Annotated in this window: 23 protein-coding genes; 7 read left to right on the forward strand and 16 right to left on the reverse strand. The window is 63.2% G+C overall.

The genetic code is table 11. The features are described from left to right. Positions 1 to 123: 123 nt before the first annotated feature. From I5S59_RS20390 to I5S59_RS20425, 8 genes are all read right to left on the reverse strand, one after another. Positions 124 to 2,550 (reverse strand): efflux RND transporter permease subunit, encoded by a 2,427-nt coding sequence (locus I5S59_RS20390; protein ID WP_197878197.1) that lies wholly within the window; start codon positions 2,548 to 2,550, stop codon positions 124 to 126. Positions 2,551 to 2,564: 14 nt separating this feature from the next. Then, entirely contained in the window at positions 2,565 to 3,551 is a 987-nt protein-coding gene (locus I5S59_RS20395) for a WD40/YVTN/BNR-like repeat-containing protein (protein ID WP_197878198.1), read from the reverse strand. A 325-nt stretch (positions 3,552 to 3,876) separates the two neighbouring features. Then, positions 3,877 to 4,827, reverse strand: coding sequence for an OB-fold domain-containing protein (locus I5S59_RS20400; protein ID WP_197878199.1), 951 nt, complete (start codon positions 4,825 to 4,827; stop codon positions 3,877 to 3,879). Positions 4,828 to 4,831: 4 nt separating this feature from the next. Beyond that, on the reverse strand, positions 4,832 to 6,043 hold the full coding sequence (locus I5S59_RS20405) for a thiolase family protein (RefSeq protein ID WP_197878200.1): 1,212 nt from the start codon (positions 6,041 to 6,043) through the stop codon (positions 4,832 to 4,834). 93 nt (positions 6,044 to 6,136) lie between these two features. Further along, positions 6,137 to 7,807 carry a DUF1302 domain-containing protein gene (locus tag I5S59_RS20410; protein ID WP_197878201.1) on the reverse strand — a complete coding sequence of 557 codons (1,671 nt, stop codon included), beginning with the start codon at positions 7,805 to 7,807 and terminating at the stop codon, positions 6,137 to 6,139. Between the two features lie 67 nt (positions 7,808 to 7,874). Next, entirely contained in the window at positions 7,875 to 8,960 is a 1,086-nt protein-coding gene (locus I5S59_RS20415; RefSeq protein WP_197878202.1) for an MBL fold metallo-hydrolase, read from the reverse strand. Further along, on the reverse strand, positions 8,953 to 10,806 hold the full coding sequence (locus tag I5S59_RS20420) for a long-chain-acyl-CoA synthetase (protein WP_197878203.1): 1,854 nt from the start codon (positions 10,804 to 10,806) through the stop codon (positions 8,953 to 8,955). Before I5S59_RS20420 ends, I5S59_RS20415 begins: the two co-directional genes overlap by 8 nt. Further along, a complete protein-coding gene (locus I5S59_RS20425; protein WP_197878204.1) occupies positions 10,803 to 11,888 on the reverse strand; it encodes an alkene reductase in 1,086 nt (361 codons plus the stop codon). The genes I5S59_RS20420 and I5S59_RS20425 overlap by 4 nt, the downstream gene beginning before the upstream one ends. Positions 11,889 to 12,130: 242 nt before the next feature. Here I5S59_RS20425 and I5S59_RS20430 point away from each other — a divergent pair, with 242 nt between their 5' ends. The 3 genes from I5S59_RS20430 to I5S59_RS20440 all read left to right on the forward strand — a co-directional run bounded on the left by I5S59_RS20430 (position 12,131) and on the right by I5S59_RS20440 (position 14,445). After that, on the forward strand, positions 12,131 to 13,459 hold the full coding sequence (locus tag I5S59_RS20430; protein ID WP_197878205.1) for a spinster family MFS transporter: 1,329 nt from the start codon (positions 12,131 to 12,133) through the stop codon (positions 13,457 to 13,459). 64 nt (positions 13,460 to 13,523) lie between these two features. Beyond that, positions 13,524 to 13,955 carry a nuclear transport factor 2 family protein gene (locus I5S59_RS20435; protein ID WP_197878206.1) on the forward strand — a complete coding sequence of 144 codons (432 nt, stop codon included), beginning with the start codon at positions 13,524 to 13,526 and terminating at the stop codon, positions 13,953 to 13,955. Positions 13,956 to 13,992: 37 nt separating this feature from the next. Next, on the forward strand, positions 13,993 to 14,445 hold the full coding sequence (locus tag I5S59_RS20440) for a nuclear transport factor 2 family protein (RefSeq protein ID WP_197878207.1): 453 nt from the start codon (positions 13,993 to 13,995) through the stop codon (positions 14,443 to 14,445). A 170-nt stretch (positions 14,446 to 14,615) separates the two neighbouring features. Here I5S59_RS20440 and I5S59_RS20445 read toward each other — a convergent pair whose 3' ends face one another. Beyond that, positions 14,616 to 15,074 (reverse strand): REP-associated tyrosine transposase, encoded by a 459-nt coding sequence (locus tag I5S59_RS20445; RefSeq protein ID WP_197878208.1) that lies wholly within the window; start codon positions 15,072 to 15,074, stop codon positions 14,616 to 14,618. A 196-nt stretch (positions 15,075 to 15,270) separates the two neighbouring features. Continuing rightward, complete coding sequence (locus tag I5S59_RS20450; protein ID WP_197878209.1) at positions 15,271 to 16,152, reverse strand: LysR family transcriptional regulator; 882 nt, start codon at positions 16,150 to 16,152, stop codon at positions 15,271 to 15,273. A gap of 104 nt (positions 16,153 to 16,256) precedes the next feature. Between I5S59_RS20450 and I5S59_RS20455 the strand changes: the two genes are divergently transcribed. The 4 genes from I5S59_RS20455 (at position 16,257) to I5S59_RS20470 (ending at position 19,290) form a co-directional block, all read left to right on the forward strand. Next, on the forward strand, positions 16,257 to 17,228 hold the full coding sequence (locus I5S59_RS20455; RefSeq protein WP_197878210.1) for a DMT family transporter: 972 nt from the start codon (positions 16,257 to 16,259) through the stop codon (positions 17,226 to 17,228). A gap of 95 nt (positions 17,229 to 17,323) precedes the next feature. Continuing rightward, positions 17,324 to 18,076: a carbonic anhydrase gene (locus I5S59_RS20460; protein ID WP_197878211.1), complete on the forward strand. Its 753-nt coding sequence runs from the start codon at positions 17,324 to 17,326 to the stop codon at positions 18,074 to 18,076. A gap of 74 nt (positions 18,077 to 18,150) precedes the next feature. Next, complete coding sequence (locus I5S59_RS20465) at positions 18,151 to 18,630, forward strand: VOC family protein (RefSeq protein ID WP_197878212.1); 480 nt, start codon at positions 18,151 to 18,153, stop codon at positions 18,628 to 18,630. Positions 18,631 to 18,726: 96 nt separating this feature from the next. After that, entirely contained in the window at positions 18,727 to 19,290 is a 564-nt protein-coding gene (locus tag I5S59_RS20470; protein ID WP_197878247.1) for a nucleotidyltransferase family protein, read from the forward strand. 21 nt (positions 19,291 to 19,311) lie between these two features. Here I5S59_RS20470 and I5S59_RS20475 read toward each other — a convergent pair whose 3' ends face one another. The 6 genes from I5S59_RS20475 to I5S59_RS20500 all read right to left on the reverse strand — a co-directional run bounded on the left by I5S59_RS20475 (position 19,312) and on the right by I5S59_RS20500 (position 26,231). Then, positions 19,312 to 20,136, reverse strand: coding sequence for a class I SAM-dependent methyltransferase (locus I5S59_RS20475; protein WP_197878213.1), 825 nt, complete (start codon positions 20,134 to 20,136; stop codon positions 19,312 to 19,314). A gap of 45 nt (positions 20,137 to 20,181) precedes the next feature. Then, complete coding sequence (locus I5S59_RS20480) at positions 20,182 to 22,275, reverse strand: TonB-dependent siderophore receptor (protein WP_197878214.1); 2,094 nt, start codon at positions 22,273 to 22,275, stop codon at positions 20,182 to 20,184. Between the two features lie 129 nt (positions 22,276 to 22,404). Beyond that, positions 22,405 to 23,160, reverse strand: coding sequence for an ABC transporter permease (locus I5S59_RS20485; RefSeq protein ID WP_197878215.1), 756 nt, complete (start codon positions 23,158 to 23,160; stop codon positions 22,405 to 22,407). Further along, positions 23,160 to 24,359 carry an ABC transporter substrate-binding protein gene (locus I5S59_RS20490; protein ID WP_197878216.1) on the reverse strand — a complete coding sequence of 400 codons (1,200 nt, stop codon included), beginning with the start codon at positions 24,357 to 24,359 and terminating at the stop codon, positions 23,160 to 23,162. The genes I5S59_RS20485 and I5S59_RS20490 overlap by 1 nt, the downstream gene beginning before the upstream one ends. Then, positions 24,325 to 25,173, reverse strand: coding sequence for an ABC transporter ATP-binding protein (locus I5S59_RS20495; protein WP_197878217.1), 849 nt, complete (start codon positions 25,171 to 25,173; stop codon positions 24,325 to 24,327). Before I5S59_RS20495 ends, I5S59_RS20490 begins: the two co-directional genes overlap by 35 nt. Further along, positions 25,170 to 26,231: an acyl-CoA dehydrogenase family protein gene (locus I5S59_RS20500; RefSeq protein ID WP_197878218.1), complete on the reverse strand. Its 1,062-nt coding sequence runs from the start codon at positions 26,229 to 26,231 to the stop codon at positions 25,170 to 25,172. The genes I5S59_RS20495 and I5S59_RS20500 overlap by 4 nt, the downstream gene beginning before the upstream one ends. Positions 26,232 to 26,241 lie beyond the last annotated feature (10 nt).

Here is a 26,241-nt window from a genome sequence, read left to right on the forward strand (position 1 = left end):
GGCTGGGGCGAACTCAGGGTTCACCCTCTTGACTGCAACGTGCCCGCGAGCCCCGTATGGGGGCTCGCGCATCAGTTTCCCTATCCTTGTCGCCGTCCACAATAGGCCCGGCGGGTTTATTTTTTACGGGTTCGTATCACGCGACGCCGGGCTGTTTTTCAGCCGGAACTGGCCCTGTGCGGCGGCGGGTTGACGTACCCGTTCGCTGACCAGCGGTCGCCCGCGGTTGAACCAGGCGGCCAGCGCCGGCAGGAGGAAAATAGCCCCCAGCACGTTGACCAGGAACATGAACGACAGCAACACCCCCATGTCGGCCTGGAACTTCAGCGGTGCAAACGCCCAGGTGCACACGCCGATCGACATGGTCACGGCCGTGAACACCGCCGCCGTGCCACGCTGGCACATGGCTTCGTAGAAGGCTTCGCGCAGGTTGGCGCCGCGCAGCATTTCATGCTGGATGCGTTCGTACAGGTAGATGCCGTAGTCGACCCCTACCCCTACGCCCAGCGCCATCACCGGCAAGGTCGCGACTTTCAGGCCGATCCCCAGCAGGGTCATCAGCGCGTTGCAGAGGATCGCAACGATCGCCAGCGGCACCAGAATGCACAGCACGGCGCGGATCGACAGGAACGTCAGCCAGCAAAACAGCGCTACCGAGCCAAACAGCGCACCCAGCATGATGACTTCAGCGCGTTTCACCGCTTCGTTGGACGCGGCCATCACCCCGACGTTGCCGCCGGCCAGGAGGAACTCCACCTGCGGCGAGTTGACCTCGGCAATGATCCGCTTCGCCTCGCTTATCGCGTGGCTGACGGTGCTGCCTTCGTGGTCGGTCAGAAACACCAGGATCTGCATCTGCTGGCAGCCGTCGGTCACCAGGCCATCGTCCGGGATATAAGCCCGCGCACCCTGGCTGAGGCCACGGGCAGAACCGGGAATCGCCGCCCAGCGCGGGTTGCCTTCGTTGTTACCGGCAATTACCCGCTTGCCCATGTCTGCCACGCTCTGGATCGACTGCACCCCCGACACCGTGCGCATGCGAAAATCGAACGCTTCCACCGCCCGCATCACCGCCGGTGACAGGCAGCCTTCGTCGACGCCCTTGACCTGAACGAACACCGACATCACATCGAGCCCGATGGCATAGCTGCTGATGATCTTGGCGTTGTCCTGGTTGTAGCGTGAATCGGCCCGCAGTTCCGGCGCGCCTGCGCCGATATCGCCGACGGCCAGGTCACGTGCCTTGTAAGCGCCGGCCACCAGCAGCAACAGGCTGATGGCAAACACACCGAGTGCCGGCCCGGGCTCGGCCAGCGCCGACAGCCGCCACCACAGCCGGTGCTTGCCCGCAGGCCGCGATTGCGCGCGGCGCAGCAGCCCGGGCTCCAGCCGCAGGTAGGAAATGATGATCGGCAGCATCAGCTTGTTGGTGATGATCATCAACATCACACCGATGCACGCGGTGACCCCGAGTTCGTGAACGATGGGAATATCGATCAGCATGATCACCGCGAAGCCCAGGGCGTTCATCAGCAAGGCCAGGGAGCCGGGGATGAAGATCTTGCAGAACGCCGAGTGTGCCGCCTCCCGGGAGGTGCTGCCGGCCAGTACATCCTGTTTCCAGGCATTGGTCATCTGCACCGCATGGGACACGCCAATGGAGAAGATCAGGAACGGCACCAGGATCGACATCGGATCAATGCCCAGCCCGAGCAACGGCAACAGGCCCAGCAGCCAGACCACCGGCAGCAAGGCCACCACCAGCGCCACCACGGTCAGGCGCAGGGAACGCGAATACAGCCACAGCAGCAACCCGGTGATCACGAAAGCGATGACAAAGAAGCCGATCACCGTATTGAGCCCTTCGACAACATCGCCCACCAGTTTGGCGAAGCCGACGATGTTGATCTCGATGTCATCGCTGTTGTACTTGGCGCGGATGTCTTCCAGGCGCTTGGCGATCTCGACATAGGACACCGGCTTGCCGGTCACCGGGTCGGTGTCCTGCAGGTCGGCACGCACCATCGCCGACTTCAGGTCATTGGCCACCAGGCGCCCGACCTGGCCGGAAGCCGCGGTGTTGCTGCGTACCTGCGCCAGGTCTTCAGCGGTGCCGCTGAAGCGCGGTGGCACCACCACGTCACCGAAGAAGCCTTCCTCGGTGATTTCGATGTAGCGCACGTTGGCGGTAAACAGCGACGTCACGCTGGGACGACTGACCCCGGAGATGAAAAACACATCGTCTGTGACTTTGCGCAGGGTCTCCAGGTACTCGGGGTTATAGATGTCGCCTTCGCCCTTCCAGTGCACGCTGACCAACAACCGGTTGGCGCCGGTGAAGTAGCGGCTGAACTTGAGAAAGTTGACCATGTACGCATGGGTCACCGGAATCTGTTTGTTGAAGCCCGGGTCCAGTTGCGTGTGGGTGGCACTGTAGCCCAGGCCCAGGGTGGTCAGGACAAACAGCACCATCAACCCTTTGCGCCAGGCCATCAGGTAGTCGGCGCAGATCAGGACGCCGCGCGTTACCCAGTGTTTTCCTTGATTCATTACCTGCCTCTCGTTTACTGGGTGGCCTGTGCGGCCGCTAGAGCAGCTGCGCTGCCACTTGAACCTTGCAGTACGCCGCGCTCGCCGCCGACCAGCAGGCGTGAGCCGACCATCGTCGCCGAGGTCAGGGTACCGAGCCCGGCCAGACGGCCGACGCCGACCAGCGCGCCCTGTGCATCCAGACGTACCACCGAGCTGCCGGCACCGACGATGACCAGCCCGGTGTGATCGGGCAGCACCACATGGCCGTACAGCGGCAGTTGGTTACCGACGTTGATCTGCGTCCAGCTGTCGCCGAAGTCGTGGCTGACGAACACGTGCCCGCGCATGCCGTAGGTCACCCAGTTGTCGGCACTCAGACGCACGATGCCGAACAGCGAGCCGCTGTAGAACGCCGGCAGGGTTTGCCAGTGCTTGCCGGCATCATCGGTGCGCAGCACCAGGCCCTGCTCGCCGACCAGCATGCGCCGGCCGTCGTTGGCGCCGGCCATGCTGTTCAGGTGTGCGCTGTCGATGTCCAGGGCTTGCGGCGTCCAGCTCTGGCCGGCATCGGTGGACTGGTAGAACTTGCCGAAACTGCCGAAGGCCAGGACTTTGTCGCCGCCACCGGTCCAGATGCCCAGAAGCGGCTCACCCAGTTCGCTGTCGTAGCGCATTTCCTGCCAGCTGTTGCCGGCGTCCAGGGAGCGCAGGATCCAGCCATCGTGGCCGACGGCAAGCAGGCGTTTGTCGTCCAGGGCCAGCACGGCGGTGAGGGTAGCGTTGCGCTGGGTGGCGACACTGGCGGCTTGCCAACTGACGCCCTGGTCATCGCTGAGCAGGATGCTGCCGCGCTCGCCCACGGCGACCACACGCGAGCCAAGATTGAGCAGGCCGTTGATCTGCACCCGGTCCGGACGCGTGGCCAGCACTTCGGCCTGAGGCGCCACTTTGGGGGAAAAGGTGTAGCCAATGGTCAGGGCGACCACCAGGCAAACCAGGTATCCGATTATCGAGCGCATGGGCAACGCTCCTGTTCGGGGCACGCGTGCATAGGGCAAGTCATAGGGCCAATCCTCTTGTTCTTGTCAGGCGCCAAGGCATGCGAGGCAAGCGAATCGGGCGTTGCCTCTTGGGGGAATAGTCAGCGCAAGGACAGGGTGAAACATCGTCCAAATGGCTTATGCGATGGCGTAAATGGCGCAGCGGTCGGGGCACCGCGTTTTCGTTCGTCTCTGTAGGAGCGAGGCTTCCCGCGAAGCGGACAACGCGGTGTATCGACTCAACCGCGTCTTCGTTCTTCGCGGGCAAGCCACGCGCCTACCGGCGAAACGGGCGCTGCTGTGATCAGGCGAGGTAAAGAATGACCAGGTCGTTGATTACCGACGGACGGTCCTGGCCGACCACATGGGTGTTGAGTTCCAGGGTCACTTGGGTGCCGCGCGCCGAGATCTCGGCCTTTTTCACCCGCGCCCGCGAATGGATGCGCGAACCGGCCGGTACCGGCGCCGGGAAGCGCAGGCGGTCGGAGCCGTAGTTGATCTGGGTGCTGAAGCCGGTGATCTCGAAGCCCAGCGCCAGCTTCATCCGCGACTGCAACACTTGCACCAGCGCACCGTGGGCGATGGTGCCACCAAACGGGCTTTGCAGGCGTGCGCGCTCCGGGTCGGTGTGGATCCAGTAATCGTCACCCGACAACTGCGCAAACGTGTCGATCAACGCCTGGTCGACCACCACAACGTTGCTCCAGTCGCTGAACTGCTCGCTGACCAGGGTCTGCAAGGCTGGCCCGTCGTTGAGGTCGATCTGCCGCGCAGGCGGTTGCTGCGAGACCTCAGGCAATGGTTCGCTGTCTTGTGCAGGTGGCCGCTCAAGGCTCGCCGCATCCTTGTCGACACCGGTAAAGCGCAGCAGGCGGTTGCCCTTGGCATCGACCTCGGCGAACACCGGCTGCAACGGCATGCCGATGCGGATTTCGTCTTCAGCCAGGCCGACCAGGTTGGTGTTGATCCGCACCCCCTGGGCCAGCTCGACCACTGCCAGTTTCTGCGGCATTTCGTCCATGAAGTCGGGCAAGGTGGCAATGCGCGTCACGGTGTAGCTGTACAGCGTCGCGGCACCGTCGACCTCGCGCCAGGCCAGGTCATGTTCCAGGCACGCCGTGCAATGCCGGCGCGGGTAGAAGTTCCAGTGATCACAGGCATTGCATTGCTGGATCAACAGGCGGCGAGCCTTCAGGCCCTCCCAGAACGGTGCGGAAATTTGCGTCGCAACCGGCATCGGTTTGTTGTTGGACATGTGCTTATGCTCCCTGAAGAATCAATGCGCCCTGCTCGCTCATCACGCCACCGGTACCGGAGACGTAGACGCTGTCGCAGCGCCCCAACTGGCGTTCACCGGCAGTACCCGCGATCTGCGTGACCGCTTCGATCACCTGGCTCATGCCACCGGCCGAAGCCGACTGACCGAAGCTCAGTTGCCCGCCGTGCGTGTTCATCGGGAAATCACCGCGGAAGGTCAGGTCGTGTTCGCGCACGAACGCCATGCCCTCGCCTTTGCCACAGAAACCGGCGTCTTCCAGGGTCAGCAAGGTGGTGATGGTGTAGCAGTCGTAGATCTGTGCTGCGTCGACGTCCTTGGGCTTGAGGCCGGCCATGGCGAAGGCCCGCTCCGACGCCGGGCCGATCGGCGTGTTGATCATGTCCTGGGCGTAGGAAGGCGACTTGAACGCCAGGTGTTCGCCAAAACCGGTAATGAACGCCGGACGTTTGCGGCAGCGTGCCGCCACTTCCTTGCTGGTGATGATCATCGCGGCGCCACCGGCCACCGGCATGACGATCTCGAGGACGTGCAGCGGGTCGGCGACCATTTTGCTCGCCAGCACCTGCTCGATGGTCAGCGGCTGACCGAAGAACATGGCTTGCGGGTTGGCCAGGGCGTTGGTGCGCTGGTCGACGGCGATCTTGGCCATCGCGCGCTGGTCGTAGTCATACTGCGCAGCGTAACGCTGGGCGATCATCGCGTAGCCAGTGTTCTGGCCCATGTGCCCGTAAGGCAGGTCGAACTCGGCTTCGGGGGCGCCAAATGCCGTGCTGTGGCCACCGTAACGCATGGAGCGGGCCATCCAGCTGGGGTCTTCATCGGGGCCGAACGGCGCCATGCGCGCAGGGATCACGCACAACACCGCCTGGCACAGGCCCAGTTCGATGGCGGCGGCCGCACGCCAGACCATGCCCACCGACGTGCAGCCGCCCAGGTCCACCACCTCGGCGAAGTTCAGGCGCAGCCCCAGGTACTCGGCGGCCATCGCCGGCACGAACACCGAGGCTTCGTGAAAATGCGGGCCGTTGATCACCAGCCCGTCGAGGTCCGAGGCTTTCAGTCCGGCGTCACGCAGGGCCTGGGCCGCCAGGTCGGCGACTTGCTCCAGGTGGAACATCTTCGGCGCCGTCGAGTATTTTTCCGGTTTGTATTGCGCGGTGCCAACAAGGGCCGCATGCCCTTTGAGCCCCATAGTGCCTCCCGGTCGACGCGCTGCGCTTCGACGCTGTTCAGTTGCTGAAGAAGGTCCGGGCGCGTGAACGCGACCCGGCTTGTGCGTGGTCGATCAGAAGCTGTATTTCATCGAGAACGTGGCGTAGTCGCGGTCGGCGAACGGCCGCTTGATCGGGTCCGCCTCACCCAGGTAGGCGATGTACTTCAAGCTGGTTTCGAGGTTGCCCAGGTACTTGAAAGTGGTGCCCACACTCAGGCGTCGGTCGCCTGCCACGCCGGAGATGCTGCCGGCCATGGGTGTCGATCCGCTGAAGACGTTGGAGAAACTGAGGGGGACTTCCAGATCCCAGCCTTGGAAAACGCCCGGATAACTGAACGATGCGCCCACGGTGTAGGCACTGGAGGATTTGGTGCGCCAGCCGGCGCTGGTTTTGTAGGTATAGTCATCGGAAGACGCCACCAATGGAGCCACTTGAGGAATCAGGTTAAGGCCTTGCAGGTTCGGCGCGGCCGAGGCGGATTCGACACTGTCTACCTGCACGCGGATGACTTCGGCGGTCAGGGTGGTCTGTTGCGCCCAGGGACGATCACCGAGGATACGCATCGCCGACAGCTGCATCTGCTGCCCCTTGCCTTTGGCCGGTACTGCGCCCAGGGCGGTATTGACCATCACCGGCGCACCGTCGCGGTACGACCATTCGCCACCGACCTGAACGTCACCGATCTTGGTCGAGGCACTGATACCGGTCAGCTTGATGTCTTCGAAGTACTTGATCCGGTAGCCGTTCATGACCATGGCATTGAGGCCACCGCCGACGGCCACCGGGTCATAGCCGATCAGGGCGGTAGCCGGGTTCTTATCGTGGTAGTTGACGTGGAACAGCGACAGCTCGAGTGCCGGTACGGGGCGATAACGCACCTGCACACCCCACTGGCCGCCATCGCTCGGTTCGTCGGTGCCACGGTAGAGCACCTTCTGGCCGTTGGCGTAAATGAACTCGCGCCCCGGTCCGACCACGTCGCTGCCCGACAGGTAGCTGCCCACTGGCGGCAGCTCGGTACCCTTCCATTCATATTGAACGTAGGCGCCGAAGCTCAGGCTGGGGTTGATGCGGTACACCCCGGAGAACTGGCCCACCGGCAACAGCACTTCCTTGACCTCAACCCCCGGCTGCGAAGCTTTCACGGCATCGGACGGGTTCTGTACGCCGTTGACACCCGGGTAGTACAGGCTCTCGCCCCAGGACTCGATATGCCGCCCGGCCTTGACGTCGAGCATGGTCGCGTTGTCGAAGCGCCAGCCGCCGAACACATAGGCATCGAGCAGTCGGGTACGGCCACCGCTGTAGTATTTGGTATCGCTGGTGAACTCGTCGTTGCGCCCTTCCTTGTTCACCGTGCGGGGTGAATCGTTGTCGTTGTCCTTGTGGTAGACATCGTCGTAGAAGGTACTGCCACGCACCACGGCGCCGTAGTTGTCCTTGCGCAGGATCAGTTCGCCCAGCGCGCCCACGCGGTTGGTGGTGAGGCTGCCGCGATCGAAGTTGCGGTCGGCATCGTCGGCGTTGGCGTTGCCCAACAAGCGGTCGCTCTGGCTGCCGGTGCGCACACCGATGCCGTAGCTGGTCGTTACGGACCAATCCATGGTCAGACCATTGTCGAACTCGATCGTATCTCCAGCCCAGGCTGGCATGGACACCAGCGCAATCGCTGCCGCCAGGCTGCTGACCCGAAATACGCTCGAAACCATGACCGTAGAATTATTGTTGTTTTTGTTGATCACACTGTCTCTCCTGTAGGGCAACCGGTTGGCTGCCCGGAATGTTCAACACTGCTGCCGTGACGCCCGCTTAAAACACCTTGAGCGGTGTAGCCGCGCACGCTCCCCTTACCGCGCACCGGAAGCGATATCGCCCCTGGTGCTCTTCCCGCACCAGCGACCCTTCGGCCACCAGGTAGTTGGCGTGCGCCAACGTTTCGCCCAGCGCCATCAGTTCGTCGAAACGACCCGACAACCTGGTAAACAAAACGGCCATCAGTTCGAGCGCAGTGCGCGGCTCGTCACAGCTGGCCAGCATCAGCGCCAGGTGCGCCCGGTGATGCGCCTCCAGTTGATCCAGGCGCTGATGCAAATTGAAAAATGGCCGCTCGTGCGCCGGCAGCACCAACACGCTGTCGGGCAAGCTGCGCAGTTGCTCGATGGAGTCGAGCCAGTCGCGCAGCGGGTTGGCCAGGGGTTCGGTGGCGTGCACGCCAACCGTGGACGTGATGCGCGGCAGCACCTGGTCGCCGGAGATCAGCAAGCCGTCATCGGCGGCATACAGGCAGGCGTGCTCCGGCGAATGGCCACGACCGACGACCACTTGCCAGCTGCGGCCGCCGATTTCGAGGACACTGCCGTCTTGCAGGCGGCGGTAATGGTTCAGCGGCGCCGGCAGGAAGTGCGCATTGCTCATTACCCCGAACATCTCGACGCTTTGTTCGTCAGCCACCCCGGCCTTGCGATAGAAATCGAGAAAGTCCCAGCCCGGTGGCTGATCGGCGGGAAACTTGACGTGCAACGACTGGAACTCGCCGGTGGTCATGTACACCGGGCAGTGAAAGCGCTCCGACAGCCAGGCGGCCACCCCGGCATGGTCGGAGTGAAAGTGGGTGCAGACCACCGCCAGCAGCGGCAGACCGTCACACACCTGGGTCAGTACCCGGTCCCAGACCTCACGGGTCTGATCGAGGTTCATGCCGGTGTCGACCACCACCCAGCCGTCGGTGTGACGCAGCAGGTAGAGGTTGATGTGGTCCAGGCGAAACGGCAGCGGCATGCGCAGCCAGAACACGCCGGGGGCCACTTCCAGCACTGCACCGGAATCGGGCGCCTGTAGCCACGGGTAGCGCAGGCCGTCGCGCAGCTCGTGACCGTTCGCGTCGAGGTCAGTCATGGCTGGCCACCGCGAAAGGCGTCAGGCCGGCTCGCGTCAGGGCCTCTGCCGAATACGGCACATAGGAGCGGGATTGCTCGTCGCGGATGAACAAGGGGTCGCTGCAACGTGACGGGCAGTAGCCCTCGCGCTGCAGGTCAACCTTGCGCAACTTGAAGCTGGCGGTCAGGTCGGCCGACCGGGTAACGCGCACGAACACCGGGGCCGCATAGCGTGGCAGCCGTGCCTCGGTCAGGGCGTACAGCGCCTCCGGATCGAACGGCCGGTCCGCCTGCATCAGCACCGCCGCCATGCCGGCACGCCCTTCATGGCCGGGTACCTGAACACCGTAGACATTGATCAGTTCCAGGCCCGGCAAGTCGCCCAAGGCGTCCGCCACTTCCTGGGTCGACACGTTCTCGCTCTTCCAGCGATAGGTGTCGCCAATGCGGTCGACGAAATAGCAGTAGCCGTCGGCGTCCTCGCGCAGCAGGTCGCCGGAACTCCAGTAGGCATCGCCCTCGCGCAGCACGTTGCGACGGATTTTGCTTTCGGTGGCGTCGGCCGAGGTGTAACCCTCGAAACGCCCGGCGCCGATGTCCGGGTGATCGACGATAAAGCCCATGGCCTCACCCACCTCACCGACCTTGCAGACCTGATAGAAACCGTTTTCGTCACGCGGGTGGCAGTCGTTTTCGATGTCGTAGCGCACCAGCCGCACGTTGGTCTTGTTCCAGTCCGGCACGCGGCCGCATGAGCCAAAGTGGTTGTCGACGTTGATGATCGCGGCGTTGGCCTCGGTGGCGCCCCAGCCCTCGAACACCTGGATCGGCCCGAAGCGCTCCAGCCAGCGCTGCCAGGTGTCTGGCGACAGCCCGGCACCGAGCATGCAGCGCAGGCTGTGTTCGCGCTCGTTTACCTGTACGGGTTGGTTGAGCAGGTAGCGGCAGATCTCGCCGATGTACTGGAAGATGCTGATCTGGTGACGCGCCACATCGTTCCAGAACTCGCGCACGCTTAACTTGCGGCGCACGACGATGGCCGCCCCGGCGCGCAGCGCGGTTGAGGTTACCGAGGTGGCGGCCGCACCGTGGTACAGGGGCAGGCAGCAATAGAACACATCGGCGTGGGTGACCTGCAGGGTGCACTCCATCACGTCGCCGGAGGACATCCAGCGCATGTGGCTGTAGCGCGCCGCTTTCGGCAAACCGGTGGTGCCCGAGGTGAAGATCAGCAAGGTCGGCGTCTGCGCCTCGATGTGCGCACGGATGTCACGCGGGAACGGGGTGCGCGGGGCGTTGTCCAGGCGCGTATCGAAATGGCCGTCGATGCCTTTGGGCAGCGCACCGGCCCAGGGGTTTTCCGGGTCGCGTATCAACCAGCACGGCAGCGCCGGAAAGCCTTCGGTGGCCTGGACATTGGCCAGGCATTCTTCGCCGACGACCAAAGCCTTGGCATCCGTGGTTTGCAGGGCATGCAGCAGCGGCCGGCCACTGATCTGGGTGTTGATGAAGGCCACCACCACCCCGAGTTTGACCAGGCCGAACCAGGCGCAAAAGAACGCCGGGCGGTTTTCCATGGCCAGGGCACAGACATCGCCCGCGCGCAGGCCATTGGCATAGAACGTATGGGCCATCTGGTTGGCGCGGGCGTCGACCTCGGCGTAGCTGAGCACCTGCTCGGCGTAGATCAGGAACGGACGCTCACCCTGCTCGCGAGCCTGCTGCTCCAGGCGGTCGGCCAGGGTGTAGAGGTCACGCGGTTTGATCAGGCCGGCGGCGGCCGAGCGCCGGTCGAGCAGCGCCTGGGTCTGTTCCCGTGGCACCGCGCGGGTCGGCAGAACGCCGTTCAATTCATTCAGGTTCATTGCGCCACCTCTTGGGTGTTGACGGGATGGGTGGGGTAATCCGAGTAGCCCGCCGCGCCCGGCGTATACAGGGTCTTGCGGTCAAAACCACTGAGCGGCAGGCCACGCTTCAGGCGCTCCACCAGATCGGGGTTGGCAATAAAATGACGACCGAACGACACAGCAGCCCCCTCGCCCGACGCGAGTGCGGCACTGGCCGAAGGGCCGTCGAAACCATCGTTGAGAATCAATGCATGCGGGCTGTGCCGACGCGCCAGGGCGAAGGCATCGAGCTCGGCCAGAGGCGAGCGCATGATGTGCAGGTAGGCCAGGTTCAACGGCGCCACGGCGTCGCACAGGGCCGCCGCGGTAGCCGCCGGATCGCGGTCGTCGATGTCGTTGTAGGGGTTGCCGGGGCACAGGCGAAAACCGACTCGCCCGGCGCCGATGGCAGCGGCCAGGGCCTCGATCACTTCCTTGGCAAAACGCACCCGCCCGGTCACATCGCCGCCGTAGGCGTCGCTGCGCTGATTGCTGCCGGAGGCCATGAACTGCATCGGCAGGTAGCCGCTGGTGCAATGCAACTCGACACCGTCGAAACCGGCCTGGCGCGCATTCAATGCCGCCTGGCGATAGTCGTCGATGACCTCGTGAATGCCTTGCAAGGTCAGCGCCTGGGGCGCGTCGGTGTCCACCAGGCCCACGGCATCGCTGAACACCTGGGTGCGCGCACGCAGTGCCGAGGGCGCCACGGTCGCGGCCCCGGCCGGCTTGTTGTACTGGCTGGCAGCGCGCCCCACGTGCATCAGTTGCAGGACGATGCGCCCGCCCTCGGCATGCACCGCCTGGGTAACCCGCTGCCAGTGTTCGATCTGTTCGCTGCTGTAGATGCCCGGGGTGCGGCAATAGCCCAGGCCGCTGGCGGAAGGCGCGGTGCCTTCGGCGACGATCAGGCCGGCACTGGCACGCTGACGGTAGTACTCGACCATGTCGCTGCCGGGCACTGCATCGGCAAGAGCGCGACTGCGCGTCATGGGGGCCATGACGATGCGGTTGGCCAGTTGCAGCTCGCCCAGGGCGACCGGCTCGAACAAGACGCTCATTTCAGATCCTCAGCTTCTTTTTATTTTCAGGCTGTCGCAGGGCTTGCCGTGGTGCGGGCAGGTGCTGACATACCAGCGAATGGGCTGAATGATTGACGTTGAGCGAAGGCGAAACATCGTCCGTCAAGACTAGGTTGGCAATGGTTTGCCCAAAGCTGCAAAGATGGTCTGAACGGACGATGAAAAAAGCCCGTGACCCGCCGAGCATCGCGACAACTAGAACAAAAACGGGAGTACCCGCAGTGACCCAACCCACCGCCGTGACCTGGCGAACGCACTACGCGCTTTTCGTGCTCGCCAGCATCTATGTGTTCAACTACATCGACCGTCAGTTGATGGCGATCCTGATCGAACCGGTGAAACTCGAGTTCGGTATTTCCGATACCGGCATCGGTCTGCTGTCGGGGGTGACCTTCGCCGTGTTCTACACCGTGTTCGGCTTCCCGATGGGACGCCTGTCGGACCGCATCGGGCGCAAGCCGGTGATCGCGTTCAGTTGCATCGCCTGGAGCGTGATGACCATGCTCTGCGGCATGGCCGGCAACTTCCTGACCCTGGTACTGGCGCGCATTGGCGTGGCGGTCGGTGAAGCCGGCGGCACTGCGCCGTCGGTGGCCATGGTCTCGGACCTGTACCCGGCCAATCGCCGCTCCACGGCCCTGTCAGTGCTGATGCTCGGCTCCAGCCTGGGCGCCATCGTGGGCCTGGGCCTGGGCGGCTGGATTGCCCAGCACCACGGCTGGCGCTATGCGTTCCTGCTGATCGGTGCACCGGGCATTTTCCTCGGTTTGCTGCTGTTGCTGACCGTGCGTTCGCCCAGGCCGGTGGCGCCATTGGGCATGGTCGCGGTGCAGCAGGACGGCTGGGCGAAAACCCTGGTCGAGCTGTTTCGCATGCCGTCGTTCCTGTGGCTGGTACTGACCGGTGGCGCAGCGGCGATTGCCGGTTACGCCATCGGCACCTGGAGCCCGAGCTTCCTGATTCGCTCGCACGGCCTCAACCTGCAACAGGCAGGTTTTCTGGTAGGCGTGGGCGGCGGCACCGGGGCGACTGTCGGCACTCTGACCTGCGGCATTGTCACCGACCGCATGGCGCGGCGCGACGCCGGCTGGCAGATTGGCGTACCGTTGCTGGGTACACTGCTGAGCATTCCCTTCGCGCTGGCCTACTTCCTCTGGCCACAGGGCACGGCGTTCAACATCGGCGACACCGCCGTGCCGCAGGCCTTCCTGTTCTACAGCGGCTTCGCCTTCCTCGGTGTTTGGTGGGCAACGCCTTGCCTGAGTGCCATTACCCACCTGTTCCCGGCCACCCGACTGGCCCAGGCGACGTCGATTTTCGTCATGTCCATGACCTTGCTGGGCGTTGGTGTCGGACCGCTGCTGGTGGGTATGCTCAGTGACTTTTTCGTGCCGCGCCTGGGCGGTGAATCACTGCGCTATGCCCTCGCCGCCTCCGTGTCGCTGCTGGCTTTGGCGAGCATTTTCCTGGCGTTGGCGCTACCGCGTTATCGTCAGCAGATGAAGAACCCCGCGCCTCACCTGGCACCGGTCCGGGCTGTCACGGCCTGATCCTTTCCCGCCTCGCCGCTGCGATCTTTACAGGTTCCAGCGGCTTTTTTTTATGAGGATCATCATGAGCACCAGCGCCGTGCAGATCTGCAACCTGCTCTACCGTTACGCCGAATGCCTGGACCGCGGCCAACTGATCGAAGCCGCACAGCTGTTTGCACATGCCCGCATCAAGGTCCAAAGCCCGGAACCGATAGATCACACCGCGCTGCTGGGCATCTGGCAGCAACGCATCAAGCTCTACCCCTGTGGTACACCGCGCACCCGCCACGTCATCAGCAACCCCATCATCGACATCGACGAAACGGCAGGAACCGCCACGGTCCGCTCCTGCTACACGGTGTTCCAGGCCACCGACACCCTGCCCCTGCAAGCCATCGCCGGCGGGCGGTACCTGGATGAGTTCGAACGTGTCGACGGGGTGTGGCGCTTTCGTTTTCGTGACTATTCACAGCTGGACATGACCGGCGACCTGAGCGGGCATTTGCTGGGTTGAAAACACCCTGCGCACAGTCAAAACAAAGGGAGACACGATGGACATCAAACAGCTGCTGCTTGAGCGTGAGCTCGGTGTGGTTCTTTCCCGCTACGCGCGCGCGTGCGACCAGCGCGACTGGTGCGCACTGGATGAGGTGTTTGTGCAGGAAGCGACCGCCGACTATGGTGGCCTGAACCGACTGCAGGGGCGCGAGACGATTGTCGCCATGATCCGTGTGCACCTGGAAGGCTGCGGGCCTTCCCAGCACTTGCTCGGCAACCTGCTGGTCGAAACCGGCGACGCCGGTGTCGAGAGCCGCGTGTATGTCCGCGCCGCGCACCGCGGTGCCGGCAGCCTGCAGGACCTGACCTATGAATCGCTGGCCGAGTACCAGGATTGCTGGGTATCGACACCTAATGGCTGGCGTATCGTCCATCGGCGTATGGTGATCAGTCACGAGCAGGGCTGCCGCGACATCCTGCGCCCACACGCCCGCGAAGAACGATGACGCGGTTTGACCGATAGACCGCGGCGTCAGGTTCGCGGGCAAGCCTCGCTCCTACAGCCATGCCACGACATCCTGCGCCCGTACCTGTGGGAGCGGAGCTTGCCCGCGAAGAACGATGACGCGGTCAGACCGATAGACCGCGGTGCCAGATTCGCGGGCAAGCCTCGCTCCTACAGCCGAACCGCGTACCACAATGGGTAATCTCCAATGCGCTTGACCAGCCCCGCCCGCAACGGATTGGCAACGATATAACGGGCTACAGCTTGCAGGTCTTCTTCCCTGCGGATGGCCCGGTCATGAAAACCGTGTTGCCAGAGTGATCCTTCACGTCCAACCGAACGATTCACCGCAAGCATGATGCGTGATTTGGTTCTTGCCATCAGGTAAGAAAGCGTGCAGCTCTCAAGCTTGATCAACCAGTGCAGATGATCCGGCATCACAACCCAGGCCAGTGAAGACACCAGCGCTTCCCGATGCGCTTTACGCAATGCATGAACCACCAGTCGGCCTTGTTCAAAGGTGGTAAATACAGGCTGCCGATGCTGGACAATCGTGGTCACCAAATAGACCTGACCCGGCAATGAACAACGGCCGATGCGTAATCGATGCGCATGACGGCTACGTGGCATAAAAGATCCTCCTTGATCATGGGCCTTTCACTTCAGGCTAGAACTCGGGAGGTAGATGGACCGTAAATTGTTGTTCGCGGTGTAACCAACACACCGCAGCGCCCGCTTCGCTGTAGGAGCGGAGCTTGCCCGCGAAAAACGATGACGCGGTTTGACCGATAGACCGCGGCGTCAGGTTCGCGGGCAAGCCTCGCTCCTACGGGGATAGAAAACTGACCAGTTGGCGACCATGGGTGCTGAGCGATTCCCAGCCTTTGATACACAACCGTAACTCGAGGGTCGCCCAGGTTTCGTCAAGCAACACCGTACACACCGGCAGCTCTTGCTCCATGCGCAACGCAGTGGTTTCCGGGAGCATCGCAACGCCGGCACGCTGGGCCACCAGTTGGGCGATGGCTTCGAAGCTCGGGGCGCGGACGCGAATCTGCAAGGGCATGGCCAGCTTCAGTGCACGCTCTTCGATAAAACGCTGCATGGCCCGTTCGGCCGCCATACCGATGAAGGGATACCCCAGCGCATCGCGCAGGCGCGTCTGTTCACGCTCGGCCAGCGGGTGGCCGGTCGGCACCAGCATCACCAGGCGCTCCCGGCGAAAAGGCAAGGACATGACCCCGTCGCTGATGACGCTGCCGTCATATACGCCAATCTCGCATTCTCCGGTCAGCACCGCACGCATGACATCGGCGCTGCGGTACTCGGACAACTGCAGGTCAACTTCCGGGTAATCCGCCAGAAATGAGCCCAGCACTGCGGGCAGCAGACTGCTGGTGGTCACCGTGGTGGCCGCCAGGCGCAAGGTGATGCGCCGTTGCCCGGCAAGCTCCTTGAGGGTGTCCTGAAGCTTTTGCGCCTCGCCCAGCACGCTGCTCGCCGCATCCAGCACCAGGCGACCGGCCGGGGTAAGCTGCATACCGTCGGCCTTGCGGGTGAACAAGGTAACGCCACAGCGCTCTTCAAACAGGCGCAGGCGCGTGCTGGCCGCGGAAACCGCAACCGGAATGCTGGCCGCCGCCTTGCTCAAACTGCCCGAGGCGGTAATGGCGCTGAGCAAGCGCAGGTCGGAAAGGTCGAAATGCATCAGGGTTTCTCTTTTGACGAAGGCTTGTTTCGGAAAAATGCGATTCTGCAGCGTTTGCCTTCACTTTAGAATAACGCCTATTCCTGCCCCTGTTTGAGCTGTCGATGAATACATTACGTGCGTTCTGTCAACGTTGCGTCCAGAACGGCAGCCTGTTTGCGGTGCTGTCGGCCCTCGGTTTCAGCCTCAAGGCGATTTTCGTCAAGCTTTCCTATGCCGCCAGCCAGGTGGACGCCATCACCCTGTTGGCGATGCGCATGGGGTTGTCGCTGCCGCTGTTTGCCTGGCTGGTATGGGCCAGTCGCGGTCCGACGACAACACGCCTGAGCCTGGGGGATGGCGTGCGAGTGATGTTGCTGGGCCTGTTCGGCTATTACCTGGCGAGCCTGTTCGACTTCTACGGGCTGCAATACATCAGCGCCGGGCTTGAGCGGTTGATCCTGTTCACCTACCCGACGCTGGTGCTGGTGTTTCAGGCCATCGCCCTGCGCGAGCGCCCTACCCTGCGAACCCTGGCGGCAATGGGCCTGTGCTACCTGGGCCTGGGCGTGGCCTTCGTGCATGACGTCAGCGTCGCCGGTATGGGTGGGCAAGTGATGCTGGGCGCGGCGTGGGTATTCGCCAGTGCGGTGACCTATGCCCTGTATTACTCGGGCACCGGCGTGATGCTCAAGCGCATGAGTTCGATGCGCCTGGCCGGGCTGGCGGGCGGGGTTTCGTCGTTGATGGTGCTGGCGCACTACCTGCTGGTAGCCGATACCCGGCTGTTGTGGCAACTGCCGTCGTCGGTGTGGGTGTATGCCGCGCTGATGGCGCTGATTTCCACGGTGTTGCCGATCTATTGGGTGGCACTGGCGATCCAGCGCATGGGCGCGACCCATACCGCCGCAGTCGGCAACCTGGGGCCGGTGCTGACTGTATTCGCGTCGTGGGCGGTGCTCAGCGAAGACGTGTCGGTGTACCAGATGATCGGTTTGGCACTGGTGCTGTTCGGCGTGTCGCGGTTGAAACCGGCAGCGGTCAAAGGCACGTCGCCAGGGGTGTTAGCGGGCGCCGCTGTGGCGGAAAAAACATAGTGTGACAGTGTCAACTAGACTTCATTGTCCTGGTGCTGCAGGCTCTTCGAATCACCAGCCCCGCCTGTAGCTACTGCCACCGAGTACACACCATCATGTGTAAATCATCCGATTCAACTTCCCCTTCAGATACCCCTGATCGTCGTCGTTTTCTTCGTATCGCCGGGCTCGGCGCCGGCGCGCTGCTGCTCGGCAGCACGCTGCCCGCCCGGCTGCTACAGGCCGCCGAGAAAACCTCAACGCCCCCTAAACCACAGAACGCAATCAACCCTGACCAGGCGTTGCAACGCCTGATTGCCGGCAATGAACGGTATGTGAGCGGGAACTCGCAAACCCATGACTTCAAGGACGAACGCGAAGCCCTGGTGTCCGGCCAGAATCCGTTCGTGGCCGTGCTCAGTTGCTCCGACTCCCGAATCGCCCCCGAGTATGCCTTTGACACTGCACGCGGTGACCTTTTCGCCGTGCGCGTGGCAGGCAATTTCGTCACTGGCGAAGGCCTGGGCAGCCTTGAATATGCCGTTGCAGTGCTGGGTGCCCCGTTGATCCTGGTACTGGGCCACGAGAGCTGTGGCGCCATCGAGGCCGGGATCAAGGCGGTGAAGGACAAAACCGTGTTCCCCGGGCAGATCCCGACCCTGACACACGCCCTGCAACCCGCTGTCGAGAAGGTACTGAAGCAGCCCGGCAATTTGATGGAAAATGCCACAGTGCAAAATGTCAAAGACTCGGTGCAACGCCTTAAAGGCGCCACGCCCCTGCTCTCTGATGCAATCGCCAAGGGCAAACTGAAAATCGTCGGCGGTGTCTACCGCCTGGCGACCGGCAAAGTCGAGATGATTGCCTGACGCCCGTGCGGGCAGGGAAGCCCGGTTGACTGCGACTACACTATCTGTCCCAGTCCCGCTTTCGGAGACCCGACATGACCCGCAAAAACACGATTTGCCTGTGGTTTGAAGGCGACGCGTTGGACGCCGCGACGTTCTACGCCCAGACCTTTCCGGACAGTGCTGTTGTCGCCGTGCACAAGGCGCCTGGCGACTACCCTTCAGGTAAACAGGGCGATGTGCTGACGGTTGAGTTCACGGTGATGGGCATCCCCTGCCTGGGCCTGAACGGCGGGCCGATGTTCAAGCACTGCGAAGCCTTCTCCTTTCAGGTGGCCACTGACGACCAAGCCGAAACCGACCGCTACTGGCAGGCGATTGTCGGCAACGGTGGCCAGGAAAGTGTCTGCGGTTGGTGCAAGGACAAGTGGGGCATTTCCTGGCAGATCACCCCACGGGCGCTGACGGCAGCGATCACCCATTCAGACCCGGCCGCGGCCAAACGCGCCTTTGAGGCCATGATGAACATGGTCAAGATCGACATTGCCGGCATTGAAGCGGCGCTCAAGGGTTGACCCGCCGGGCCTTGCCCCGGGTAGCATGGGCACTGCCCCCTCACTCAAAAGGACAGCGTGCACATGGATGTACAGGAACCTGAAGACCACGCGCCCATGAGCCTGACAGCCGATCGCCTGATCGCCCTGGCCATGGGCAACCCGGTCAATGCCCGGATTGCTGAACGCCTGCCATTACTGGGGCTCAAGCAATGCATGCTCACCGCCGGCTGCCTGTTCCAGGCGGTGTGGAATCAGCAGGCGCAGCGACCGGCCGCCTGGGGTATCAAGGACTACGACGTGTTCTACTTCGACGACGACCTGTCCTGGGCCGCCGAAAATGCTGTGATTCAGGCTGCGCAGCGCCTGTTTCAGGACCTGGAGGTGAATGTCGAGGTCAAGAACCAGGCGCGCGTTCACCTCTGGTACCAGGCACGTTTTGGCAGGCACTACCCGCAGTTGCTATCCGCCAGGGACGGCATTGACCGCTACCTGATCGCCGGGACCTGCATCGGGCTGGATATCGACAACGCAGACCTTTACGCCCCCTATGGCCTGAGCGACATTGAGCACGGTCTGCTGCGGATCAACCCGAACAATGCGCAACCCGATCTGTTCGCAGAAAAGGCGAAGAGCTACCAGTCACGCTGGCCCTGGTTGACGATCATCGATCCGGCATAGGCTGATAGACAAACGCCGGGATCAACCCGGCTTTACTGCCTGCAATGTGTAACTCAAGGGCAAGCGCCAGCGGTCCTTGTTCAACGACCACTCCCCCGCCGCGTCCTTGCTCATCTGCCCCGGCAGCGCTTCCCAGGGGATGCTGTCGTGCTCCGTCAGTGCGGTAATCTGCAAGCCATGTGCAAGCAAGGCACCTATCACCTCACCCAGGCCGTGGTTCCATTCGTGGGTAATGGTCTGGGTAAGTGCGGTGCCAGTCTGCACGTAGGTCTGGTCGCTTTCCCACACCGTCGGTGCCGGCCGCTCGAAATAGGGATACTCGATCACTAACCGGTCCTGATAGTCCTCATTCACTGCCAGCAACATCGGGTGCCCCTCGCGCAAGAACAAGCGGCCTCCGGGCTTGAGCAACGCGGCCACTGTTCGCGCCCACGGCCCGATTTCCGGCAACCAGATCAAGGCACCGATACCGGTGTAAACCAGATCAAAGCTTCCGGGTGCCAGCACCTGGTCAGCACGATAGACATCCGCCTCGACATACTCGATCGGCGCCCCGCAGCGCTCGGCCAACGCCCGCGCCTGGGCCAGTGATTGCGCGGAAAAGTCCAGCCCGCACACCTGCGCGCCCAGCCGCGCCAACGACAAGGTATCGGTGCCGATATGGCATTGCAGGTGCACTGCCTGCAGTCCTTGGATATCGCCCAGGCGCGGCAGGTCGAAACGCACCACTTCAGACAGATGCCGGGGGTCGGCAACGAACCGCTCCACCTCATAGTCACCGGACGCGGCATGCAGCGCTGCGCGTTCATCCCAGTTGCGCCGGTTGAGTTCAATCGAGTCGTTCATGAAAGGCCTCCCTGCCACAGGTTGAAGCATTCGACTATAGCGCACTCAATGCGCAACGCTCAGGCTGACCATGAGGTTGCGCGGCTCGCCCGGCATGTTCCACACGGCGTTGTAACCGCGCTCGTAGTATGTGCGGTCGAACAGGTTGTTGAGGTTCAGGCCGAGCGTGACCTGTTCGCTGACCCGGTAATGGCCGAGCAGGTCGACGGTGCTGTAGCCCGGCAAGCGAAAGCTGCTGCCCGCCTGGCCGGAACGCTCACCGACGTAGTTGGCCGCCGCACCGACATCCGAGCCTTGCAGCAGGCCATTCTGAAAGGTGTACACCGCCATCAGGCTGCCACTGTGCTGCGGTATGCCCAGCAGATCGCTGCCCTTGGGCAGGCTGGCATCGCCGTGGGTGACTTCGGCGTCGATGTAGGCATAGGCCCCGATCAGGCGTACGGCGTCGCTGAGCTGGCCGCTGAACTGCAGGTCAACGCCCTGGCTGCGCGCCTTGCCAGCAGCAACGCTGTCGCCGAAGGCATCGGTGGTGATGACGTTTTCCTTGTCGATGCGGAACAAGGCGATAGTCGCCCCCAGGCGGCTGTCGAACAGGTCGAGCTTGACCCCGGCTTCATAGCCCAGGCCCTTTTCCGGTTTGTACACCTGGCCTTGGGTGCCAATACTGTTCGGCTTGAACGAGGTCGAGGCGTTGGCGAACACACCGACTTCAGGCGTGAGCTGATACAACAGCCCGGCACGCGGGGTGACGACGTCTTTCTCCTGGCGGTTGCTGACCTGGCTGGTGCGGTTCTGGGCCGTCTGTTCGATGTGCTCCAGGCGCACCCCGAGCAAGCCGCGCAGGCGCCCGGTGAAAGTGATCTGGTCTTGCAGGTTGAGTGCGTAGCTCTCGGTGCGCTCGAAAAAATCGTTGGGCTTGACCAGGGCCGGTTTCGGCTTGCCATACACCGGGTTGTAGAGGTTCAGGCCATAGTCCGGCGACGTCGCGCTCTGCGGGTATTTCTGGCTGTTGCGGTAGTTTTCGTACTCCAGGCCCGCCAGGGTCTGGTGTTGCCAGCCAGCGAAGTCGAACTGGCCATGCAGCTCGGCCTGGGGGATGCTGTCGTTCCACTCGAAATCACGCTCGCGATAAAAGCGGCTGAGCGTACTGCCCACCACCTGCTGCGGCTCGGAGCTGTTGCCCTTGAGCCGGCCTTGGGTGTAGTGGTTGGCCAGGCGCAGCGTCCAGCTGTCGTTGAGGCTGTGCTCCAGGGTCAGATCGAGGGTCTGGTTGTCGTTGCGGATGCGCCCGTCGTTGGGTTCACCGAAAAAGCTCGAGCGGCTTACCGGGCCCAGCTCGTTGTTCACGGCGGCAATGCCGCGATCGAACACCGATTCGGTGCGGGAAAACTCGCTGTCGATCGACAACCGCGTTTCAGGGCTCAATTGCCAGCTCAGCGACGGGCTGACAATGCGTCGCTCGCTGCCGACGTAATCACGGAAACTGCCGTTGTCTTCAACCGCCACGTTGACCCGCGACAGCACGCTGGCGTCGTCGCTCAGCGGCGTATTCACATCCAGGCTGCTGCGGTAACGGTCCCAACTGCCGGCACTGACCTTGAACTGGCTGAACGCGTAAGCCTCGGGCCGCTTGGTGACGATATTGACCAGGCCACCGGGATCGCCGCGCCCGTACAGGCTGGCGGCCGGCCCTTTGAGCACCTCGATGCGTTCGATGCTGGACGTATCCGGGGCACTGTAGCTGCCGCGGTTGACGGCGAACCCGTTCTTGTACAGCTCGCCGGTGGTAAAGCCGCGCACGCTGTAATTGAGGAATGTCAGGCCGCCGAAATTGTTCTGCCGGCTCACCCCGCCGGCAAAGTCCAGGGCACGATCGATACGCGTGCTGTTGAGGTCTTCAAGTACCTGGCTGGGGACCACGGCGATACTTTGCGGGGTGTCGCGGATGTCGGTGTCGGTTTTGGTCGCGGTACTCGAGCGTGTCGCGCGATAGCCCTGCACCGGGCCAGTGGCGGTTTCTTCAAGCTGACGCTCGGTGACGCTCAGCGCCTCCAGCAACACCGGCTCGGCGGCGACAGCGGGGAAGGCGAACAACGAAGCGGACAGGCCGAGGGACAAGCGTCCGGGGGCGTAATTCATGAGGGCTCCTTAATTAATATGTAATAACATAACAATTAAAGGAACGATTTGAAACGCCAGATCACCTCAAAAGCCGGCACGCCCGCTCTGCCAGACAGAAACGGGCTTGCCGGAGCCAGGAACCAGGTCTCAGGCGTGCACCCAGCGCCGGTGCAGGCCGCGCGCCAGGGCGTCGAGCATGAACCCCAGCACCCCGATCAACAGCACCATGGCCATCAGTTCCGAGTACGCCAGGCGGTCGCGGGTATCGAGGATGAAGTAGCCCAGACCGGCGCTGACCCCGAGCATTTCGCACGGCACCAGCACGATCCAGAGGATACCGATGGCCAGGCGCACCCCGGTCAGCACGTGGCCGATCACCCCGGGGACGATCACCTTGCACAGGGTCTCCCAGCGTGTGGCGCTGAGGCTACGGCTCAACTGCAGCCAGCGTGGGTCTAGCTGGCGCACGCCGGCTGCGGTATTGAGCAGAATCGGCCACAGCGCGGCAAAGGCCAGGAGGAAGTAGATCGGCTGGTCGCCCACGCCCATCAGCATCACCACCACCGGCATCCACGACAACGGCGATATCATCCGCAGGAACTGGAACGCTGGTGTGGTCGCTGCCTCAAGGTAACGGTAGCTGCCCACCAGCAAGCCCAGCGGCACACCGATCAGCAACGCCAGGAGCAAGCCGATCAGAATGCGTTTGAGGCTGACCCACACATGCTCGTAAACCTCGCCCTGCCCCAGCAACTCGACCAGGCTGTTCAGCGTGGCCTGCGGCGAAAAACGCGCCGACAGGCCATCGGCCTCGCCAAACACCTGCACGCCCAGCCACCACAGCAACAACAACCCCAGCAAGCCGGCAACGCCCAGGGCGCCATGCAGTACATGCTTACCCATCAAATCGCGAACTCCTCGCTGCGTTCAAAACTGTCCGGCAAGCCGAAGGCCTTGAGCCCACCCACGGCTTCGATGCTGTTGCGCACAAAGCGGTCGTCGACCAGGTCGCGTGCCGTCTGTTGCGGATCAAGGCCGGCGAGAAAGCCCTTGTCGCCTTCGATCAGGGTGTTCTGCAGGCGGCGCACCAGCTCTTCGGTGTAGCTGGGGAACGGATACGGCTGAAAGTCGATACGTTTTTCGTCCCACTGCGCATGCTGGATCGCGCCACTGGCCAGGTAAGCCGCACGGTCGTCGGCAGACGGCGCCAGGACTTTGCTCAGCACCTGCGGGGTATGCGGGGTGTAGCGGTTCGGGCCGGCCTTGGACAGCAGCGCCGCCGCTTCGGCACGGTGATCGCGGGTCCACAGTTGCGCCTTGACGATGGCATTGACCACCTTCTGCGACCACTCCGGGCGGTTGTTCAGGTCATGCTCGTGCATGAACACCACACAGCAGGCATGGTTGCGCCAGATATCGCCGGTAAAGCGCTGCACGCGGCCGACCTTGAGGTCTTCGGCCAGGGCATTGAAGGGTTCGGCAACGATGTACCCGGCAATGCGTTTGCTCGCCAGCGCCGGCGGCATGTCCGAAGGTGGCAGCACCACCAGGTTGACCTCGTTGGCGGCCAGGGCCGCCGTGGTCGGTTTCGACACCGGGGTCAGGCCGTGGTCGCGAAACAGTTGCTGCACCACCACGTTGTGAATCGAATACCAGAACGGAATCGCCACGCTCTGGCCGCCCAGCTGCTTGACCTCGGATATGCCCGAAGCCACGGTCAGGCCGGAACCGCCGACATGGTTCCAGGCCACCACCTTGGCCGGCACCTTGCTGCCATAGCGCGCCCAGACCGTCATCGGCGAAAGCAGGTGAATGACATTGACCTGGCCGGAGATGAACGCTTCGATCACCTGCGCCCAGCTGCGCAGCAGCACGGGGCGCTCGGCCTTGATGCCTTCGGCCTCGAACAGGCCGTTGTTGTGAGCCACCAACAAAGGGGTGGCGTCGGTAATCGGCAAATAGCCGATGCGCACCGGGGCATCCGGGTCGCTGGCGGCGCGCGCCTGCAGGCTGCTCAGCAGCGGCATGGCGCCACCGGCCGTCAGCAAGGCACTGAGTTTGATGAAGTCACGACGAGTGTGGGTGAAGTCGTCCAGGCACATGGGCAGTCTCCGACGCTAGCGGCAAGGGTTCAGAATCAGGTTCAGAAGCGCGGCTGGCCCGCCGAAGGGTTTTGAGAATGTCGATACGCAGCGCGCCCAGTTCCTCGACCCGCTGCTCGCGGGGCTGCGGCAGGTCGATGTGCCATTGGCCAAGGGTGCGCGCCGGGTGGTTGCCCAGTAGCAGTACCCGATCAGACAACAGCAGGGCTTCGTCGATATCGTGGGTAATCAGTACCGCCGCCGTGTTGTGGCGGGCGATCAGTTGCAGCAGCAATTGCTGCATGTCGGCGCGGGTCACTTCGTCCAGCGCGCCGAAGGGTTCATCGAGCAGCAGCACCTGTGGCTGCCGCGCCAGGCAGCGGGCCAGCGCGGTACGCTGCGCCATGCCACCGGAAAGCTGCGCCGGGTACTGCTCACGGGCATGCTGCAAACCGACGGCCTCGATGGCGTGGTCGATCCGTGCGCGGCGTTCACTGGCGGCAAGCTTGGGCTGGCGGGCGAAGTCCAGGCCAAAGGCGACGTTTTTCTCAAGGCTCAGCCAGGGCAACAGGCTGGGGTCCTGGAAGGCCACCGCCAAGCGTGGATGCGGCCCCTGCAGTGGCTCGCCGAGCAGGCTGACAGCCCCACTGCGTGCCTGCTGCAAACCGGCCAGCACCCGCAGCAGGCTCGACTTGCCGACGCCGCTGGGGCCGAGGATGGTAACCACCTCGCCGGGTGCCAGTTGCAGGTCGAAGTCTTCCAGCACGCTCTGCCAACCGTGTTCCCGTGGATAACCGAGGCTGATCCCACGGGCTTCGAGCAACACCTGGGTCATGCTGACGACGCCTGGCGCTGCAGCTCGGCGCGCAACTGCACCAGGCTTGGGGTGACGATCGGCACGAATGCCGATTCGCGCCAGCGCCGCGCGAAGCCTGCACCATAGGCGCTCAGGTAGGCCTTGCCACCGCTGGCTTGCAGCTCCAGTTGCACCGCATCGGCTGCCGTCTCGGCCAAGGTGATGCGCAACTTGAACAACGCCGCAGGCTGGGTCAGAAAGCGCCCTTCCAGCAGGCCGTTTTTCAATTCGGCGACAGTGTTTTCCAGGCGCTCGCGCAACACGCTCAAGGCCTCGCCGAGGAACGAGCGCATGCCTTGCAAGTGGCCTTCCACTTCGTCCAGCGAGCGCCGCGCCAGGCCGATGGCCATGCCACATTGCAACCCCAGAAACGAAGGGCGAACTGCCGGCAGGAACTGCTTGGCGTTCTCATGCAGCAGCCAGTCACGACTGAGTGCGACCTGCTCGAAATTCAACGCTGCCGTGTTGCTCGATTGCAGCCCCATCAGTTGCAGGTCGTCCGAGCGGGTGAGCCCGGCAGCGTTATCCGGGATCGCCAGCACGAACGGTGAAGCGCCCTCTTCTTCAATCGCAGCGGCCACGACAAAACCACCCTTGCGCAGGTTGGTGACCCAGAACAGGCGTCCGTCGAGGGTCCAGCCCTGTGCATCGGCAAGGCCTCTGACTTGCAACGCTTCGATGCCAGACAGGTATTTCATGGCGTTGGACAGTCCGGTTGCGCCGGCCAGCTCACCACTGAGCAGTTTCGGCAACAAGCGCTCGCGCAAAGCGCTATTGGGACTGTGCAGCAGGTATTCGATAAAGGCACGCTGGCCCCAGAATACGAAGGCAGCGGCCAGGGAATGACTGGCGACGTTGGCCACGGTTTCCACCGCGTCGGCGACTGTACCGCCACTGCCGCCCAGGGTTTCGTCGATACCGACGCGCAACACCTGCGCCGCAGCCAACTGCCCCAACACTGCCTGCGGGTCGCAGTGGCCCAGATCGAGGGCTTCAGCCTCGGCATCCAGCCAGGTGACCAATGCAGGATCAAGCATAGCGTTTACT

This window comes from Pseudomonas alkylphenolica (genome assembly GCF_016009175.1).
Taxonomy (GTDB): Bacteria; Pseudomonadota; Gammaproteobacteria; order Pseudomonadales; family Pseudomonadaceae; genus Aquipseudomonas; species Aquipseudomonas alkylphenolica_B.